This is a genomic window from Streptomyces sp. NPDC047108, assembly GCF_040643575.1.
Lineage (GTDB): Bacteria > Actinomycetota > Actinomycetes > Streptomycetales > Streptomycetaceae > Streptomyces.
The window spans coordinates 41,387-59,440 of the sequence record NZ_JBEYUP010000020.1; the positions used below are offsets into that span (position 1 = coordinate 41,387).

An 18,054-nucleotide genomic window follows, 5' to 3' on the forward strand; every position below is an offset into this window, starting at 1 on the left:
CGTTCACCCGGCCACGGCGGTGAGGACGGCGCGCAGCAACAGAGCGGCGACGAGGGCGGCGTAGGCGAGGCAGACCAGTCCGAACGCCACGTAGCGCAGGCGGGCGGCGCGGCCGCGGGTGGCCAGCCAGCTCGGCGCGGGCTGCCGCAGGACCAGGCATCGCAGGACGGTGAACGACCGGGCCCGCAGGTTGACGGCGCCCAGTCCCGCCTCCAGTGCCTGGTAACCGTCCGTCGGCAGCAGCGGGTTGAGGTTGGCGAGGAGGAACGTGACCTGCAGCAGCACCAGGACTCCCAGGGCAGCTCCGGCCTGCCCGCCGGTCTCCCGCGCGAGCAGGGCGCAGCAGCCGAGCCACAGCACGTCGGAGGCGACACCGGCCAGAGCGATGGCGACCCGGGACCCGCGGCCGGGCAGGCGGTAGGCGTCGGTGCGGTCCACATAGGCGGCCGGCACCACGTAGAAGAGCAGGCCGATGCCGATCTCGCGGACCGGTATGCCGTGGTAGCGGCAGATGACGGCGTGCCAGAGCTCGTGAACGACCGTCTGGGTCAGGAGGATTGCGGCCACCAGCGCCCAGCCCCAGGTCAGCCCGGCGGGGGCGAACCGTTCGACGGCGTGCGGCGCGGAGAGCACCGACCAGCCGGCGGCCAGGGAGAGCAGCGCGGCGGTCCCCCACAGCACGGCGAGGACCTTCGGTGCCCGGCGCAGCGCGTGCGCCACCGGGTCGAGCAGGACCGACACCCGCCCCGTGATCAGCGCCTTGCGCGGCATGTGGCTGCGGCGGGCGAAGCGCACGGCGGCCGAACGGCGGCCGGGGGTGGGCGGGACGGTGAGCAGTCCCGCCGCGCGCAGCTCGTCGAGGAAGTCGGTCAGGATCCGCCCGGAGGCCGTGTCGCCGCCGCCCTCCCCCAGCGCTCGTACGGTGAACTCGCGGCCGGTCATCGTGCCGTCGAGGGCGCGGAGGATCGCCGCGCCGCTGCGGGACAGCCGGGTGTAGTGGCCGGTCTCGGCGTCGAACGCGACCAGTTCGTGGTTGATCCCCTCGACGATCTCCACACCCGGGCGGATCGCCGGGGACTCGGTGTCCAGCCAGGACCGGTCCGGCTCGCCGGTCGCACGGTGCCGCCCGCGCTGGGCGGTTCCGCCGGTCACCGGGCCGCTCCCGTTCCGGTCGCGGGCAGCACGGCATCGGTCGCGGGCCGCGCGGCATCGGTCGCGGCGGGGCGCACGGCGTCCACCGGTCGCCCTCCGGACACGGGCGGCGCGGCGTCCACCGGGTCGCCCAGGGCGAGTCCGAGCAACTGGGCACGGCGGAAGCCGTCGATGCCCAGTTCCGTCCGGCCCGCCGAGCTGAGAACCCCCGCGAAGACCGTGCCCGCCGCGCCTTCGGACAGCCCCGCGAGCCATACGGCGTGGGCGAAGGCGGCGCCGCGGGCGAGCAGCAGCCGGTGGCCGTGGGTGCCGTACCGGTCCACCGCCGCGGCCAGGTCCCCGAGCACCACGATCACCACGGGGGCCTCGGCGAACTCCAGTTGCAGCACCAGGTCGCGCACGGGCGGCGGATCGTACGGCTGCGGGGCCAGTTCGCCGGTGGCCGGGGCGTAGTGGTGGTAGCCCGCCGCGACTCCGTCGACGCGCTGGGCCAGCACCGCCGCCACGGGCGACGGCAGCTCGGGGAAGGCGGGCCCCCACCACTGCCGGTCCTGCTCGGACGCGTGGCGCAGAGCCCGCAGCAGCCGCGCTCCGTCGAAGGCGCCGCTCGCCCACTGGCGTACGGCGGCGCGCGCCCGCAGCGCGCCGACCGCGTCGCCCGGGAGGGCGGGCGGAACCACGGACGGTGCGGTGCGGCCGGTGCCGGGGCGGCTGCTCCGCCGCTGTGGGGAGGAGAGGAGCAGGTCCTCCGTGAGCCGGTTCAGATCGATCAGCGGCATGATCCGCTCCTCGGGTCGCAGGTGAGGTGGACGGCCGCGGTGATCAGCGGAGGCCCGCCCGTGCCGAGCAGCCGCTCGCGGTACGCGTGCCAGGGGCCGGGGTCCAGCAGGCGGCAGGCCAGCCCGGTCCGGTCGGCGACGACGGCGAGCTGGGCCAGGGCGCAGCCGGTGTCGAGGGTGCCGACGCGGTAGGAGAACGCCCCGTACTTGCGGGCGACCCGCCCGGTCTCGGCCGCGTAGAGGAGGTGGACGCGGGGCCCCTCCCCCGCGGCGCCCGCGTGCGCGACCGCGTCCGTCAGGTGCTCGGTGTGGGGGTGCATCGCGGTGAGCGCGTGGTCGGCGGCGTCGTAGAAGTAGACACCGTCGGGGATCCCGGGGCAGTCCTGGATCAGCGGAAAGGCGTGCGGCGAACCGAGGTTGCCGCCGGTCGGCGCCCAGCGGGCCACGCGGCCCGGCTCGGCGGACTCCGGGCGGTCCTGCCCGGTGCGGAGTCCGGCGGTGAACCGCAGGACGGCGGCGAGGAGTTCGGGCCAGCCACGTCCGTCGTCACCCGGCCCGTCGTCCCGCAGCGCGTCGAGGGGCACGTCGGGCAGCGGGATCCGCGGGTTGCCCGGGTACCGCAGCCGCTCGTACTGCAGGCCGACGTTCTCCGGGCGGAAGTGGTGTTGGTGCGCCTTGGGGTTGACCAGGTGGCGGGGCGGGAAGCCGACGGCGTACTCGTAGTGCAGCGGCCCCGCGTCGGGGAGCTGCTCCGGCTCGGCGGCGGCCGAGGGATAGCAGGTGGTGCAGTCCGGCTCGGGCGTCAGCTTGTACGTGGCCGTGGTGAACGCGTCGAGATCGACGTCGAGTTGGCCTCCGAGCGAGACGGCCGGCTCGTTGCGCAGCAGCAGCGCGCGCAGCTCCTCCGCCACGAGCCCGGCAGCGACGACCGAGCGCGGGGTGCGCCCCGACCCGGCGACCCAGTCCAGCGGGTCGGGCACCGGCCGGACGGCGGCGACCGCGCACGCGAGGCAGGCGGTCGCGGACGGATCCACGAACGGTCCCACCCGGACGCGCCCGGCGTGCTCGTCCGCGAGCAACACCCGTACGCCGCCGTCCGCGTACGCCTCCAGGACCGCGTCGGCCACCATCTCCGGGGCGGAGAGGTCGAGGACCACGACCGCCCCGTCCGGCGCGTCCGCGGCATCCGCTCCGTCGAAGACGGCGACATCGGTGAGGCCCAGATCGGCGAGCGCGTCCCGCAGGGGCTCGCGCCATCCGGTGCGCACGGCGAGGCGTACGACGGCCTGGGCGGCGGCCCGCCGCACGTGGCTGGAGTGCGGGAAGACCCGGCTGCAGTCCAGCGTCCGGGACATCCAGACGGCCGCAGGACCGGAAGGGCCGGGCCCGGGGGCGGGCTCGACGGCGGTGTCGGCGTCCTCCAGCAGACCGGCGAAGTACAGGGCAGCCACGGCCTTGCGGACGACGGCCGGACTCCATCCCGTCTCGCGCGCCAGCGCGTCCAGGTCCCGGCTGCCGTCGAGCAGCGGGAACAGATCGCCGCGCAGCGCCCCGGCCGAACCGCCGCGCAGATACTGCCGTTCGGCCGCGCCGTCGATGATCACGCCGTCCGCGGTCTCGACGACGTGAAGGCCGCGGCAGAGCTGCGGACGCACGGGCATCCGGAACTGGGGGTCGCCGAGGACGGCACGGCTCACCGCGGCGGCCGGCAGTCCGCGCCGGGCCGGTGCGGCGGGCTGCTCCTGCGGGACGGCATCCGGCCGAGCGGCTGAAGTCCCGTGTCGCTCCGGGGCGTTGAGCGCGTCGACGGCGTTCATCGGTGGCCTCCCCCGGCCGCGGCGGACAGCAGGTCCGCCGCCAGGTGCTCCCACCCGTCGTCGGGATGGGGCGGAGTGCCGCAGTCGGCGCAGCCGTGGACGCGTACGACGGTGTCCGCGACGAGGGACCGGGACAGCACGTCGTAGAAGAGGACGAGTCCCGCCCGGTGTCCGGAGGCCGGGTCCTCCTGGTCGACGACGTCAAGGGCGAGGCCCGCGGCGATCCTGGCCTGGGCGTCGGTGAAGCCCGAGACGCCGTGGTCCGCAGCGGACGCGAGGGACGCGCGCAGGGCGGCAGCACCGGTGGAGGCGCGGTCGTGCTGGGCGCGGCGCCTGATGTAGCAGTCGTGGCAGGGGCCTTGGCCGGGCACGATCAGCGGGCCGACCCGGATGACCGGGTACTCGTGGACGACCGGCAGCCACGGCGTACGGCATGCCTGGTGCAGGCGTGCCACCTCGTGCAGCAGGGTCGCCTCCAGACGCCAGGTGGCGACCAGGCGCAGCGGCGTGTGCGGCCAGGCGGCGGGCTGGAGCCCGGCGAGGTCGGCGCGCTGGGACGGACTGCCGGTCATGTGCTCGACATGGCGGGCGACCCGCTCCCCGAACTCCCCGGTCCACAGCACATGCATCGGTGCGGTCGTGATGGGCATGGTGGCGGTGTCTCCTAGGCGAAGGGCTGGGGGTCCGGGTTGAGTTCCGGCTCCGGGTGGCTGACCAGACCCATCGCGGTGGGCGCCGCGTAAAGGCGGGGGTGGTCCAGGTAGCGGTTGCGGTGCACGAAGGAGAGGGGCATCAGCTGCGGGACGATCACCCGGACCGAGCGGAAACCGACGTCGTGCGCCTCCTCGGTGGTCAGCTCGACGGCGATGGTCTCGGCGCCGATCGCCGCCAACCGCTGGACCAGCCAGTCGAGCCGGCGGGCCGGAGTGCCGTGCGGAGCGACGGGCAGGTCCGAGAGGCGCCGGGTCGGGCGGGGGCGGCGCAGCAGGAAGTCGAAAGCGTCGCGCTTCTCGGGACGGCCCATGTGCAGCGCACCGTGCAGCACGCTGGTGAAGTCCCGCGGGTCGTCCGGTACGTCGTGCCGGCTCTGCAGCGCGATCCGCGACGAGGCCGCCTCCCGGTAGATCTTGCGCACCACGTCGACCGGGTCGGGGCCGCTCGCACACATCACGAGCTGGCCGAGAGCCGGGTTGTGATCGCTGAGCACGACCGCGTAGACCGTGGGGACGCCGATGTCCGATGTGGCGTCGAAGAAGCGGTACTCGACGAACCCGTCCCGCAGCCGGCTCTGCTCATCGCGCAGCGCGGGCTCCCCGCGGACGTCGATCTCCGGCAACTCCAGGCGCTGGAGCCAGGTCAGCGCGATGGCGTCGCGTTCGACGGCCTCGCAGATGCCGCCCGCCAGGGCGAGGTGGAGGTCGGAGTGGATGGCGCAGCCGGTGGAGATGGGGTTGGCGATGCGCTCGCCGATGGCCTGGTGATGGGTGAACAGCCAGACGTAGGAGACCGGGACCCACACGGGGCGGCTGCGGGTGAGCGACCAGCCGCGCACCCACCGCTGGGGCAGTGAGGTGTCGGGGCGGATCAGCCAGGCGTCGCCGTCGTCGAGTTCGGCGGGAGAGCAGCGGGGCAGGGCGTGCAGGTCGACGGCCTCGTCGTCGAGTTCGTCGGCGGTGGCCCAGCGCACCAGCTCCGGCTGGTAGAAGGAGTTGGTGTAGCGCTCCAGGGCTTCGGCGAGGCTGATCAGCCGGGCGCGCTCGGGGTCCGTCCCGCCGCCCGCTCCGTCGAGTCCGTCGGGCTGGGCGGGGCGGGCGCCCCACAGCAGGGTCGGGTCGCCGATGGCGGAGACGTAGACGGCGTACTCGGGCTCGCCGGGGAGCGGGGACAGGCGGTGCACGCCCTTGACGGGGCGAACGGCCGGGCCCACCAGACGTTCCAGCCGGCGCAGCGCACCGAGGCCGTCCTCCGCGGGGGACGACGACGCCTCCTTGCGCCCGCCTATGACCGGAGTTGTTCCGGTCGCACCTGTTTCCACCATTGGCCTGCTCCTGACCGGGCTGCTGCGATGTGCGTCACAGAGAACGGGATGGGAAGCGGGCCGTCATCACACGTCACGGGTGAACTTGAGCCGAACGGACAGGGGTGCCACGGGTGATGGGCGACGGGAAAAGGTGATACCCGCCGGTTCGGGGGAGCGAGGACCGGGAGCGAGGACCGGGGCGGGACCGCGGCGGACGGATCGCGCCCTCGGACGGACACAGGTCACGCCCCCATGGATACGGGGGTGTTGAGCGGTAGTGGGACGGCGGATGCCGGAGGGTACCCGGCTCGGCGCGGCTGCCCCTCAGACGAGGCCCATGCGGCGGGCCGCCTCCACGGCGTCCCGGCGCCGGCAGACACGCAGCTTGCGGTAGATACCCTTCACCTGCGTCTTCACGGTGTTGGGGGAGACACGGCGCTGCGCCGCGATCTCGTCCAGGGTCAGCTGGCCGGTCAGCAGCCGCAGGACCGCGTACTCGCTGGCCGTGAGCTGCTGCCCGTACTCGGCCCCCACCGCCGCGGCCTGCGGGGCCGGTTGAGGGCCGGCGCCCGGAACGTCGCCGTACGGGACGGTGCGGACACCCGTGGCCGGAGCACCGCCGTACGGGGTGGCATCACCCGCTCTGTCCTCTCCCGCGGCGTTCTCACCCGTTCCGTCGTCACCCGTTCCGTTGTTCCCCGTTCCGTCCTCGGTCGCAGCGCCGGTGACGTCCCCCGGCACACCGTCCGGCGCGAGCACCGGTCGGGAAGGCGACGGCAGCGCTTCGACGACCGGCCGCGACGGCCGGACGTCGACGGCCGACCTCGGAGGACGGGCACCAGCCGTGGACGGACCGGCCGTGGACGGACCGGCCGGACCGGTCGTGGACAGACCTGCCGCCGAGGCCAGCCGGTCGGCCTGGTCGGCCATGTCGTGCGCGACGTACCACTCCCAGGCCGCTCGCTGCACCGCGGCCACTTCGGCGGCACCGTGCCGTTCCATCAACTCGCGGAAGAGGACCTGCCGGATGAGCGGATGGTGCCGGTAGGTCCACTCGTCCTGCCGGATCAGCAGATCGTGCTGGGCGGACAGCGAGCGCAGGACGCGGCTGGCGTCCGCCCGTCCCGTGATGGCCCGCACCAGGGACGAGTGCAGCCGGTGCACCACGCTCGTCCGGAGCAGCAACTCCTGGTCCTCCGGCGGCATCGGCTCGACCAGCTCCCGCAGCAGGAAGTCCGAGCAGAGCCGGATCACCTTCGACCAGCCCTCGAGGCAGGTCTGGTAGTCCCCGTCCTGGGTACGGGTGACGGCGGCGAGCTTCAGCGCCAGCGCCCACCCTCCCGACGTCCGCAGGAGTTTGGCCGTCTTCTCCGGGCTCAGGCGCGCGCCCGCGCGGGCGAACAGCGCGTCGACCTCCTCGTGCGTGAAGGCGAGGTCGGATCCGCGAACCTCGGCCATCTCGCCGGCCGCCCGCAACTTGTGGAGGGGCAGGTCGGGTTCGCGGCGGGAGGCCAGCAACACCCGCAGACCGTCGGGCGCGTGGCGGATCAGCTGCAGGACGGCGACACGCGCCGGCCCCGGTCGCAGCTCGTGGAAGTCGTCGAGGACCAGCACGATCGGGGTGCTCAGCGATGCGCTGATGGCGTTGACCAGGGCGGGGACGGTGCGTTCGCGGGCGAAGACCATGGCGGGGTCGTCGGCGCCCCAGTAGTCGAGAACCGCGGTGCCCGCCTGCCAGAGCGCTCCCACGAGGTGGGTGAACAGCCGGTCCGGGTCGTTGTCCTCCTCGTCGAGGGCCAGCCACGCCAGCGGTCCCGGGAGCCGGTCGGAGGAGTGGACCCAGGAGGCCAGCAGCGCGCTCTTACCGGTGCCGGGCGGGCCCACGATCATCGTGAGGCGCCGCCGCACGCCCTCGTCGAGCAGCTCGAACAGCCGGGTCCGCTGGACCAGCGGGCCCGTCCGGGGAGGTACCAGCCGGGTGGATATCACCAAGTCGGCGGTCTCCTCGTACGCGTCGCCCTCCATCAAGTGACCCGCGGCCATCCATTGCTTCCCTTCGGCTCCTGCGGAACGCCTCGTGTGCACGGCAGTTCCACCCCCACCGCTGCGCCCTCCTCGATGCGGCCGGGTCGCCGGCCGAGGGAGAGTGACGACGACCCGTACGGGCAGGGCCCTGCCCGTACGACTCGTCACCCGTGGAAGGTGACGCGTGCGCCCCCGAGACGACCGCCACTATGCCTACGGGAGAGCGCCCGCGGACGGCAAATCGCCAGGGTTGCAGAGCGCTCTCACACGCTTACGGAGCGAGGCCCCCCGCCAACACGGCGGAGGACCCACGGAATTGCGTCTTCCCTGATCAGAGACCCGGGCAGGGCGCAAGAACGGATTCGGCCACGATCGTTCCCGACCGGGATCCGACGCCCGCGCCACGGGCCATGTCTAGATGTCTCATACCCGGCGGACCGCACCGGCGGACCGGCTCACCGACCGCCGATACGGACGCACCGCACCGGGTGACGGAACCGTCTCACCCCTCTGACGGGGTGAGGACGACGAAGTCCGCGCCGCTGGGGTCGACACAGACGGCGAGCCGTCCGACACCCTCCGCGTCCTCCGGTCCCATCTGCAGACTGCCGCCGTGCTCGGCGACCTTGGTGACCGTCGCGTCGCAGTCCGCGACCTCGAAGACCGGGTGCCAGTACGGGCGCCCGCCGTTGAGCCGCAGGGCGTCCTCGGGCATCTCGATCATGCCGCCCTGCATCCGCTCCTCGCCGCCCTCGGAGGGGCTGATGAGCGAGTACGTGTCGGTGCCGCCGGGCAGCGGGATGTCCTGGTTGTGCCAGCCGAAGAGGTCGGCGTAGAACCGCTTCGCGGCCGGCATGTCGGTGGTGTAGAGCTCGGTCCACGACAGGCTGCCCGGCTCGTTCACCACGTCCAGGCCCTGACTCTTCCGCGGCTCCCACACGGCGAACTGCCCGCCCTGCGGGTCGCTGAACTGAGCCATCCGCCCTTCTTCCTCGGCATCCATCGGGGCGACCCGGACGGTGCCACCCGCGCGCTCCACGGCCTGGGTCGCGGCATCGGCGTCGGGGGTGTTGAAGTAGATCATCCACGCGGAACGGGCCCCTTGCTCGGTCAGCGGCCCCACGGCGCCCGCGATCCTGTCGCCCACCTTGAAGACGCCGTAGCCCGGCTCGTCCCCCATGGGCTGGAAGTCCCAGTCGAACACCGAGTGGTAGAAGTCGGCCGCGGCACCGGGGTCGGGGGCGCCGAGATCCAGCCAGCAGGGAGATCCGACGACGTAGTCAGTGCTGATCATGGCGATTCCCTTCGCAGATCCCTGATGACTTCAGCGTGACACCGGGCAGGGGCGGGCGCGCGTCGGCAGCGGGACGGAGGGCCCGCGGCGGTCGCGCTGCCCGTAGTGATCGCCGCCCCGATGCGGGGCCGACGCGGGGGCCGACGCGGTCGCCGCTCCCATGCGCTGGGGGCGCGGTCCGATGCGGCCGCCGCCCCGATGCGCCGAGGGGGCGCGGTCCGGCCGGGCACACCACTCCGCCGCGCCGTCGCGCCCCCGGCCGCGACGACGGTCGCGGTGCGAGGGTGATGAGCCATGCGCGCTGCCTACGTCGAAACCCTCGGCCCGCCCGAGGCGATCCGGTACGGGGAACTCCCCGTGCCGCGCCCGGGCCCCACGGACGTCCTGGTCGACGTCCTGGCCACGCCCGTCAACCCCGTGGACACCCTGATCCGTTCCGGGGCGTTCGCGACCCCGATCCCCTTCCCCTTCGTCGTGGGCCGCGACGCCGTGGGGACGGTCGCGGCGGCCGGTGAGGGGGCACCTGGCTTCTCGGCCGGGGACCGGGTGTGGTGCAACAGCCTGGGCCACGAGGGCCGCCAGGGCGCGGCGGCCGAGCAGGTCGTGGTGGCGGCCGACCGCCTCTACCGCCTGCCCGGCGGGGTGGAACCGGAGACCGCCGCCGCGATGGCGCACCCGGGCGTCACCGCGTATCTGGCCCTGTTCACCCACGGACGGCTCGGCCCCGGTGAGACGGTGCTCATCGGCGGGGCGGCGGGAAACGTCGGCAGTGCCGCGGTGGTCCTGGCCGCCCGTGCGGGCGCACGGGTCGTCGCCACGGCGCGGCGGGAGGACGCGGACCACTGCAGGTCGCTGGGCGCGGTCGCGGTCCTCGACTACCGCGACCCCGAACTGCCGCACCGGATCGGCGAATTCACGCCGGAGGGCGTGGACGTCCTCCTGGACACCTCCGGCATGAACGACCTGCCCACGGCGGTCGGCCTGCTCGCCGGCCGTGGCCGGATCGTGCTCATGTCCGGCTTCGGTTCGCGCCCCGTCCTGCCGGCGGGACCGCTCTACTCGGCTGACCGGTCGGTGGTCGGCTTCGCGATCTCGAACGCGACGACGGCCGAACTCGCCGATGCCGCCGCGGTGATGAACGGCCTCCTCGCCTCGGGCGACCTCCGTCCGCGGGCCGTCGAGACGGCCCCGCTGAGGGACACGGCAGAGGCGCACCGGCGGATGGAGGAGGGCCTGCTGCGGGGGAAGCGACTGGTCCTGCTGCCGTAGAAGCCCGCTGCGGCGCCGGCGCCGTCGAGGGACCTGCGGACCGGGGACCGGGGACCGGGGACCGGGGACGAGCCCGCCCGAATCACCCTGTGAGCGCGGCCACAGACACCGCTCCGACCAGCACGTCCGCACCGCGTGGCCGGTGAGAGCGGACGAGGCCGCCTCGCCGGACCGTCCCGCCGCGGCACGACGGGACGATGGAGAACGTGAGCGGAGTGGTCCCCGCTCCCAGCGCCCCCACCGTCGTGGGCCCGCATCGCAGCGATGCACACGCAGAGCTTGCGCGCACGCACACGCAAGCTCATTGCGTGCATGCACACATACCACCCGGAGAGGCGCACACCATGTCGTCCCAGGACGCATCCAGGACGCTCGCCATGACCGGCGCACGGCCCGGCTGACACCGGCCCTGTACCGCCCGAACCCCACCCGCACCTATCGCACTCCGTACCGCCCCGCCGACACAGCGCCGTGCGGCAGAACCTCTCAGCCCAGATCACCATGATCGGAAAGGTCCCGCCATGCCATCCCGTCACTCCGTCCTCATCACCGGCGCGAGCAGCGGTTTCGGCCATCTGACCGCGCTCGCCCTGGCGGAGCGCGGACACCGCGTGTACGCCTCCATGCGCGAGCTGACCGGACGCAACGCCGGCGCCTCCGCCCAGCTGCTGGAGCAGGCCTCCCAGAAGGGCTGGGACCTGCACACCGTCGAACTCGACGTCACCGACGACGCGTCGATCGCCGCCGCCGTCGAACGCGTCCTGGACCTCGGCGACTTGGACGTCGTCATCAACAACGCGGGCGCCACCAGCTCCGGCCTGCTGGAGTCCTTCACGGCCGAGCAGGTCGAGTCCGTCCTCCGCCTCAACGCCCTCGGGGCGATCCGCGTCAACCGCGCCGTCCTCCCCCACATGCGCAGCCGGGGCGATGGCCTCCTCGTCCATGTGACCAGCGGCTCGGGCCGCCTGATCCTGCCCTACTTCGGCCCGTACACGGCCGCCAAGTTCGCACTCGAGGCCATCGCCGAGACCTACCGCTACGAACTGCGGCCGCTCGGCATCGACTCGGTCATCGTCGAACCGGCGGCCTACGCCACCGAACTGGGCAACAACGCCCTGCGGGCCGACGACGACGCGCACGTCGACGCGTACGGGGAGACCGGCACGAGGCTGCGGTCCGTCCTCACCGCGCTGAGCGGCACCCCGGAATCGGTCGGCGGCCCCGGGCCCCAGGAGGTCGTGGACGCGATCGTCACCCTGGTGGAGACGGAGCAGGGCCGACGCCCGCTGCGCACCGCGGTCGGCGCCACGGTGGAACCGCTGCTGAACCGCATCAACCAGGCCGCGGCGGACACGCAGCGCGACGCCCTGACACTGATGGGCCTCGCCGACCTGACGGCCTGAGTCCCGCCGCGAGCCTTCGCCGCGGACGCGAGCGGCACCGCACCCGAAGGTCGGGTGCGGTGCCGCTCGGTCAATCCGTCAGGCCGTCAGGCGTTCAGCCGAGAACCGTTCCGAAGTGGGCCTTCTTGTACGGCGCGGAGATGTCCTGGGCGCCGAAGGCGAAGGACGACGTGGCGGTGAGGCCCGTCTTCGTGCCGCGCAGCAGCCAGGCAGCGCCGTTCTCGCCGTTCTCCGCGGGGGAGCCTGCGGCAAGGTCGGGGTGGCCGTTGCCGTCGACGTCGAGGAGCGCGGTGCTCTGGCCGAAACGGTCCTCCTTCTCGGCGACTCCGGGGATCCCCGCGGTGTTCTGGTGGAAGACCTGGGCGCCGGTGCCCGTCAGGCCGGAGGCGCTGCCATGCAGGAGCGCGACCGAACCGGCGTCGGCGATGCCGCCCACATCCTCGCCCGGGATGCCGAGGGCGACGTCGGCGAACCCGTCACCCGTGACGTCCTCGACGGAGATCGCGGCACCGAGCTGGTCGCCTTCCTCCTCGGCGCCGGGGAAGCCGGGCATGTTCTGGTCGAAGGTCTGCTCGTTGTCGTCGGACAGGCCGGAGGACGAACCCCAGGCGACCCGTGCCTTGCCGTTCCAGTCGTCGCCGCCGACCACGACGTCGTCGAACCCGTCACCGTTCACGTCACCGACACCGGTGCCCGCCGCGCCGCCCGCGGTGTCGCCGGGTGCCCGCTCCTCGGTGAAGCCCGAACCGCCGCCGTAGAGCAGGCGGTTGCCCCAGGTGCCGTCGCCCGTGTAGTGCCACTGGACGATGTCGTCCTTGCCGTCACCGTTGATGTCGCCGACGTGACCTGCCTCGACCGGGCCGGTGATCGATTCGGGTCCGTCCTCGCAGCCGCCGTGGGTGACGCAGGAGGCGTCGTCCGCCTCGTAGCCCCACCACTCGGACTTGTCCATGATGTTGAGCACCTTCGCCGGCTTCCCGGCGCGGGATATGGGGCCCTTCCACAGGGTGGCGGGGGCACCCATGGGGTCGTCGCCGCCGATGGCCTGGTCGGAGAAGAGCGCGAGGTCCGGGGTGTCGTCGCCGTCGAAGTCGCCGATCTGCGGCGCTCCCCCGTACTTGGCGAGGTTCGTGCCGCCGGTCAGGCCCGAGGCGGAGCCCCACAGGATGACCGAGCCCTCCTTGCCGCCCGCGATCACGAGGTCGCTGTAGCCGTCCTTGTCCAGATCACCCTTGGTGAACGTGGACCCGAACTGCTGGTTGGCGGTCGCGGAGCCGGGGACTCCGCTGGTGGAGCGGCTGACGATCTTCTTGTGCGCGGTGGAGAGCCCGTCGGCCGAGCCGTACATGACGGCCACATGGCCCGCGCCGGTCTTGTTCGAGACCGTGGCGTCCGGGGCGCCTACGACCAGGTCCGCGAAACCGTCCCCGTTGAAGTCGTCCCGGGCCTCCGCCGACCCGTTGGCGGCCTGCGCCGTGGCCCCCGTGAGGGCCCAGACACCAGCTCCGCCGGCGAGCAGCGCCGCCGTGGCCAGGGACACGGTCAACCGCGCGGAACGAGTTCTCCGTCGTGCTCGGGACATACAGACAGGCCCTTCGAATCGGTCCGGTACGGCGCGGAGTGCGCCGCGTTCACCGAGTGCGACTCGAAACAGGCGTTACCAGTTGTACGTCCGGATGTGAGGGATTGGTAACCATCGATGCCGGTGGCGCCCTCACGACGGGAGGGACCCTCGTACGGCGGCACGATCGGGCCGCTACTTCCCCGTGAACGCTTCGACCTCGCACTTGTCGAGCCACTCGTACGTGTCCTGGGGAGGCAATCCGTCCTCCAGCGCGAGCATGCCGTCGTCATCGGCCGTCGCCTTGATGCCGTGGGAGTTCAGGCACTTCAGCCACGTGTCCGCCTTCTCCCGGTAATCCGGATCGATCCTGGCGGACCGCCACGACAGCATCTCGGGTTCCTTCTGCCCGCACTTCTTCTGACCTTCCGGGAACTTCGGGTCCTTGTCGGCGTCTTCGATGCCGCTGTAGTCACCGTCCCTGTTCTTCCCCACCTTGACTCCCTCCTTCGCCAGGCACTCGTAGTACACGTCCCAGAGCCTGCTGTGCTCCTCATCGGAGGCGTCTCCCCTCAGGAGGGGCCGCTCTTCCTTTTCCGTCGCTGCCGGCTTCTTCTTGCCCTCGGCACCCTTCTTGGGACTCGTCACGCTCGCGACGCCCTTCGACTCTTCGTCCTTGGCGGAATCGGACCCCTCTCCGCACGCCCCGAGAAGGAGCGTTGCCGTGAGCGCGGTGGCGGTCGCGAGCAGGCGCGTTGCGCGGGGCGAACGGGATGTGTCAGCAGTGCGCATGGTGTGAACCTCTCTTGTGGTGTGGAGTCCGGTCGGGTGCCGGTATCGGTGAAATCGGGTGGGCATACGGGGCGGGCCGTCCGGTCGGGCCGTGTCAGGCCGAGGCCAGCGCCGCGGTCGGGGACAGCCGGGAGGCACGGATCGCCGGGTACACGCCGGCGACGACACCCACGAGCACCGCGCCGCAGAGCCCACTGCTCACCGCGGTGACCGGAATGACCGGCGGCCAGCCCTTGTACGCCGCGTAACCCACGGTGCCGAGGATGCCGAGGGTGATCCCGGCGAGGCCGCCGAGGCCGGACAGTGCGATCGATTCGGTGAGGAACTGGCCCCGGATCTGCCCCCGGTTGGCGCCCAGCGCGCGGCGCAGACCGATCTCACGGCGGCGTTCCAGTACGGATATGACCATGGTGTTGGCGACGCCGATGCCGCCGACCAGCAGCGCGACTCCGGCCAGGCCGATGAACAGCCCCGAGAACGTGGCCTCGGTGGAGCGCTTCGCGGCCAGGGCGTCCGACGGCCGGGTGACCCGCACCTCGCTCGGGGACTGCGGGCTGATCGTGGCGGGCAGCACCGCGTGCACGTCCTCCATCGCCGGCTCCTCCGCCCGGAGGAACATCTGCGTCGGCCGGCGGTCGAAGCCGAGGTCACTCTGCGCCGCCTTCCAGCCGACCAGAACGGAGCGGTCGATGTCCGGTGCCAGGGGAACGGCTCGCAGGATCCCGATGACGCTGAACCACCTGTCGTTGATCAGCACAAGCGGCGGCGGATCGCCGGGGCGCAGATCGCGGAAGCCCAGACGGGCCGCGGCGACCGAGCCGAGGACGGTGGTGGGTAACCGCCCGGTGGCCTTGGAGAGATAACGGCCGGAGCGGACCTGCGCGTTGATCACCTCCGGCAGGTTCTGCTGAGCCGCGAGCACCGTCAGCCCGGCGGTGTCGAGGCGGCTGTTCCGGTCGGTACGCCGCACCTCCGCATGGGTGTTGGCCACCGCGGTCACCGCGGTGACGGGTCCGATGCGTTTCACCATCGCGACCGATTCGCGCGGGAACGAGACCGGTTCGGCGCCCGGAAGGCTGGAATCCGCGATCGCCTGCAAACGGTCGGTGCCAAGAGCCGTCAGCTCCGCGTTCAGAGCCTTCTGACTGGAAGCCGGGATCCCGGTGACCACGATCATGGTGGCGATGCCGATGGAGATGCCGAGGGCCGACAGCGCCGCCCGCATCCGCCGGGTGCGGATGCCGGTCAGGCCGATGCGCAGCAGATCGGCGGGCGAGAGGCGAACGGGCCGGTGCAGTGGGGTCGTTGTGGACCGGCGCCGGCCGCGTGCCGACGGACGCAGGCCGCGTACGGACCGGAGCCACCCGCGTACCGACCGGAGCCGGCCGGGTGCCCGCCGGCGCACTCGCGTGCCGCGACGCCACGGGACCCCCGTCACGGCGCGACCCCGACGGCGCCGCTCCTGTCGCGGACGGAGTCCCCGCGGGCGGTGGTATCGGTGACGATGCGGCCGTCCTGGATCTCCACCCTCCGTGGCAGTCGCGCGGCGATGTCCCGGTCGTGGGTGATGATCGCGATCGTGGTCCCCTCCTCGTTGAGCTGGGTGAGCAGTTCCAGCACGGCCCGTCCGTTGGCGGTGTCCAGCGCGCCCGTCGGCTCGTCCGCGAGGACGAGCGTGGGTGCATGGACGAGAGCCCGTGCGATGGCCACCCGCTGCCGTTCGCCACCGGAGAGTTCGTGCGGCCGGTGACCGGCCCGGTGGGCGAGGCCGACCCGCTCCAGCGCGGCGAGCGCCAGCGACCGGCGCTGCCTCCTCGGCACCCCGGCGTAGAGCAGGCCGGTGGCCACGTTCTCGGTGGCGGTCAGCCCGTCGGAGAGGTGGAACTGCTGGAAGACGAAGCCGAGCCAGCGTCCCCGCAGCGCGGAGAGCTGACGGTCGGGCAGGGTGGTGACGTCCTGACCGGCGATCACGACGGTGCCGCCGGTCGGCCGGTCCAGGGTGCCCATGATGTTCAGCAGGGTGGACTTGCCCGAGCCGGACGGCCCGACGATGCCCAGGAGTTCGCCGTTCCGTATCTCCAGGGAGACCCCGTCCAGAGCCTTGACCCCGCCGGGGTACTCGACCACGGCGTCACGGACCGACAGGACCGGGGTGTGCACGGCCGTCACGACGGCGCCACCACCCGGGTGCCCTCCGCGATCCCGTCCCCCGTGACCTCGGCCATCCCCTTGGCGATCAGCCCGGTCTCGACGGCGACCACCCGCCCTCCCGCGATCTGCACCCCGTAGCCGCCCTCGCGGAGCGCGAGCAGCGCGGTGACCGGAACGGCGAGCACCCCGTCCCGGGACTCCGAGACGAAGTCCACCTGGACCGGGCCCGAGTCGAGCTTCCTCACCTGGTCCGGGTCCGTGAACGAGACGGTGACGGTCACCTTCGGCTCTCCGGGGCCGTCGTCCTCCTGCGCTTCGGCTCCGGTGCCGACGCCGGTCACCTTGCCGGCGGCCGAGTCGCCGTCCGGGAGTCGTACGGTCACCGGGTCGCCGCGTTCGACGGAGCCCCGCTCCGAGACGTCCACCGGTACGGTCACGGCCTTGGCGGTCGAGGTCACCCGCAGCAGCGGCTCGGAGACCGGGTCGCCCACCTGGGCACTGGCGCCGTCCACCCGGACCGCGCCCCTGGTGACCGCCACGTCACCGGGTTCGATCACACCGGTGGCCCGCACGCCGCGGGAGGTCTGCCAGCGTTCGATCGCGCGTTTCAGAGCGGAAGTGAGGACACCGTCACCGGACTTGACCTTCACCTGCTCGCTCACAGCGGCCTTGCGTGCCGGAGTCCCGGCACCCTCCGCCCCGTTCCCCTCCCCGGCCGGGTCACGCTCCGATCCGCTTGCGGAGGCCTGAGGGTCAGGGCTTCCTTCGCCGGATGTTCCCGCGTCGGCTCCGCGTGAAGTCCCTTGGGGCGAGGCGGGCTTGGACGGGACCGCGTCCTGGTCCTTCTCCCCGTCCGCCGGCCCCGCGCCTCCCTCCGGTCCCCCGTCTCCCGCCGGTCCTCCGCCGTCCGCCGGTCCTCCGCCGTCCGCCGGTCCCGCGCCGTCCGCCGGTTCCTCGCCGTCCTCCGGAGCGGTGACGCTGACGACCTGTCCCGGCGAGGGCTGGGCTCCGGTGTCGTACCCCAGCGCCCGTAGGTTGTCGACGATCACCTTCACGTCCCGCCCGACCGTGTTGCGGCCCGCGATACGCCGGTAGAGCGGCACGGTGCCGTAGAAGACCGGCACCTCGCGGTCGTCCACGCGGTACAGCGCCTTGCCCCGGGACACCGTGGTCCCCTCGGAGGCCAGCCACGTCACGATGCCGTCCCCGGAACCCTTGACGGTCCGCGGCTCGCCGTAGCCGAGTTGGCCGTCCAGCGTCCGGCTGTCGGACAGATCGGTCCGTACGACCTCGACCGTCTTCGCCTTCTGCTCCGCCTTGGAGGGAACCGAGCGGCCGCCCTCCCCCCACGGCACCCCCACCGCGATTCCGGCACCGGCCAGAGCCATCGCGAGCACGGCACCGGCGATCCGGACACGGCGCCCCTTCGGCGCACCGGCGTTGGCGACGGCGGGCTCCTCGTCCGTCCCCCTGACGGGCTCCCCTCCCGGGCGGATCACCGGGCGGATCACCGGGCGAACCCCGCGGCGGGCAGGCCAAGGGCCCCCGCTGCCGCGCCGCCGGAAGGGTGGCCGTCGACGCGTGCGCGGTCCCGGACGGGACGGCACACGACCGGCGCGGTGGTTCGAGACATGAGGCGGATCATGCAGACGACTCCAGAGTGACGCGGGCGGACCGCCGTGAACTCGTACGCATCCCGCGGTCGGAGGCGGTCACGGGCGAGCCCGGGGGCCCGACTTCGGGTACGGCCCCGACGATGCCGCACCGGCATCAGAGCGCTTTCAGCGAGAT

Annotated in this window: 14 protein-coding genes; 2 read left to right on the forward strand and 12 right to left on the reverse strand. The window is 72.9% G+C overall.

Annotation, left to right across the window (positions count from 1 at the left end; genetic code table 11):
- Window positions 1-3: 3 nt before the first annotated feature.
- The 7 genes from ABZ822_RS27475 to ABZ822_RS27505 form a co-directional block, all read right to left on the reverse strand.
- Window positions 4-1,152: a hypothetical protein gene (locus tag ABZ822_RS27475; protein ID WP_360859830.1), complete on the reverse strand. Its 1,149-nt coding sequence runs from the start codon at window positions 1,150-1,152 to the stop codon at window positions 4-6.
- Window positions 1,149-1,931, reverse strand: a complete 783-nt coding sequence (locus ABZ822_RS27480) for a nitroreductase family protein (protein WP_360859833.1) — start codon at window positions 1,929-1,931, stop codon at window positions 1,149-1,151. Before ABZ822_RS27480 ends, ABZ822_RS27475 begins: the two co-directional genes overlap by 4 nt.
- Entirely contained in the window at window positions 1,922-3,748 is a 1,827-nt protein-coding gene (locus ABZ822_RS27485; protein WP_360859835.1) for a hypothetical protein, read from the reverse strand. The genes ABZ822_RS27480 and ABZ822_RS27485 overlap by 10 nt, the downstream gene beginning before the upstream one ends.
- Window positions 3,745-4,398 (reverse strand): TOMM precursor leader peptide-binding protein, encoded by a 654-nt coding sequence (locus ABZ822_RS27490; protein WP_360859838.1) that lies wholly within the window; start codon window positions 4,396-4,398, stop codon window positions 3,745-3,747. The genes ABZ822_RS27485 and ABZ822_RS27490 overlap by 4 nt, the downstream gene beginning before the upstream one ends.
- A 14-nt stretch (window positions 4,399-4,412) precedes the next feature.
- On the reverse strand, window positions 4,413-5,786 hold the full coding sequence (locus ABZ822_RS27495; RefSeq protein WP_360859841.1) for a YcaO-like family protein: 1,374 nt from the start codon (window positions 5,784-5,786) through the stop codon (window positions 4,413-4,415).
- 306 nt (window positions 5,787-6,092) lie between these two features.
- Complete coding sequence (locus tag ABZ822_RS27500) at window positions 6,093-7,811, reverse strand: AAA family ATPase (protein WP_360859843.1); 1,719 nt, start codon at window positions 7,809-7,811, stop codon at window positions 6,093-6,095.
- 484 nt (window positions 7,812-8,295) lie between these two features.
- Window positions 8,296-9,087: a VOC family protein gene (locus ABZ822_RS27505; protein ID WP_360859846.1), complete on the reverse strand. Its 792-nt coding sequence runs from the start codon at window positions 9,085-9,087 to the stop codon at window positions 8,296-8,298.
- 294 nt (window positions 9,088-9,381) lie between these two features.
- On the opposite strand from ABZ822_RS27505, the gene ABZ822_RS27510 reads away from it, so the two are divergent.
- Together ABZ822_RS27510 and ABZ822_RS27515 are read left to right on the forward strand one after the other, a co-directional pair.
- Complete coding sequence (locus tag ABZ822_RS27510) at window positions 9,382-10,356, forward strand: NADPH:quinone reductase (protein ID WP_360859849.1); 975 nt, start codon at window positions 9,382-9,384, stop codon at window positions 10,354-10,356.
- A gap of 521 nt (window positions 10,357-10,877) precedes the next feature.
- Window positions 10,878-11,759 (forward strand): SDR family oxidoreductase, encoded by an 882-nt coding sequence (locus ABZ822_RS27515; RefSeq protein ID WP_360859852.1) that lies wholly within the window; start codon window positions 10,878-10,880, stop codon window positions 11,757-11,759.
- A 94-nt stretch (window positions 11,760-11,853) separates the two neighbouring features.
- On the opposite strand, the gene ABZ822_RS27520 is transcribed toward ABZ822_RS27515, so the two are convergent.
- The 5 genes from ABZ822_RS27520 to ABZ822_RS27540 form a co-directional block, all read right to left on the reverse strand.
- On the reverse strand, window positions 11,854-13,341 hold the full coding sequence (locus ABZ822_RS27520) for an FG-GAP-like repeat-containing protein (RefSeq protein WP_360859856.1): 1,488 nt from the start codon (window positions 13,339-13,341) through the stop codon (window positions 11,854-11,856).
- 174 nt (window positions 13,342-13,515) lie between these two features.
- Entirely contained in the window at window positions 13,516-14,112 is a 597-nt protein-coding gene (locus ABZ822_RS27525; RefSeq protein WP_360859859.1) for a hypothetical protein, read from the reverse strand.
- A gap of 94 nt (window positions 14,113-14,206) precedes the next feature.
- Window positions 14,207-15,337 (reverse strand): ABC transporter permease, encoded by a 1,131-nt coding sequence (locus ABZ822_RS27530; RefSeq protein ID WP_360859862.1) that lies wholly within the window; start codon window positions 15,335-15,337, stop codon window positions 14,207-14,209.
- Between the two features lie 209 nt (window positions 15,338-15,546).
- Complete coding sequence (locus ABZ822_RS27535; protein ID WP_360859976.1) at window positions 15,547-16,272, reverse strand: ABC transporter ATP-binding protein; 726 nt, start codon at window positions 16,270-16,272, stop codon at window positions 15,547-15,549.
- A gap of 5 nt (window positions 16,273-16,277) precedes the next feature.
- The gene (locus tag ABZ822_RS27540) at window positions 16,278-17,774 is read right to left on the reverse strand and encodes a peptidoglycan-binding protein (protein ID WP_360859865.1); all 1,497 of its coding nucleotides are present in this window, start codon (window positions 17,772-17,774) and stop codon (window positions 16,278-16,280) included.
- Window positions 17,775-18,054 lie beyond the last annotated feature (280 nt).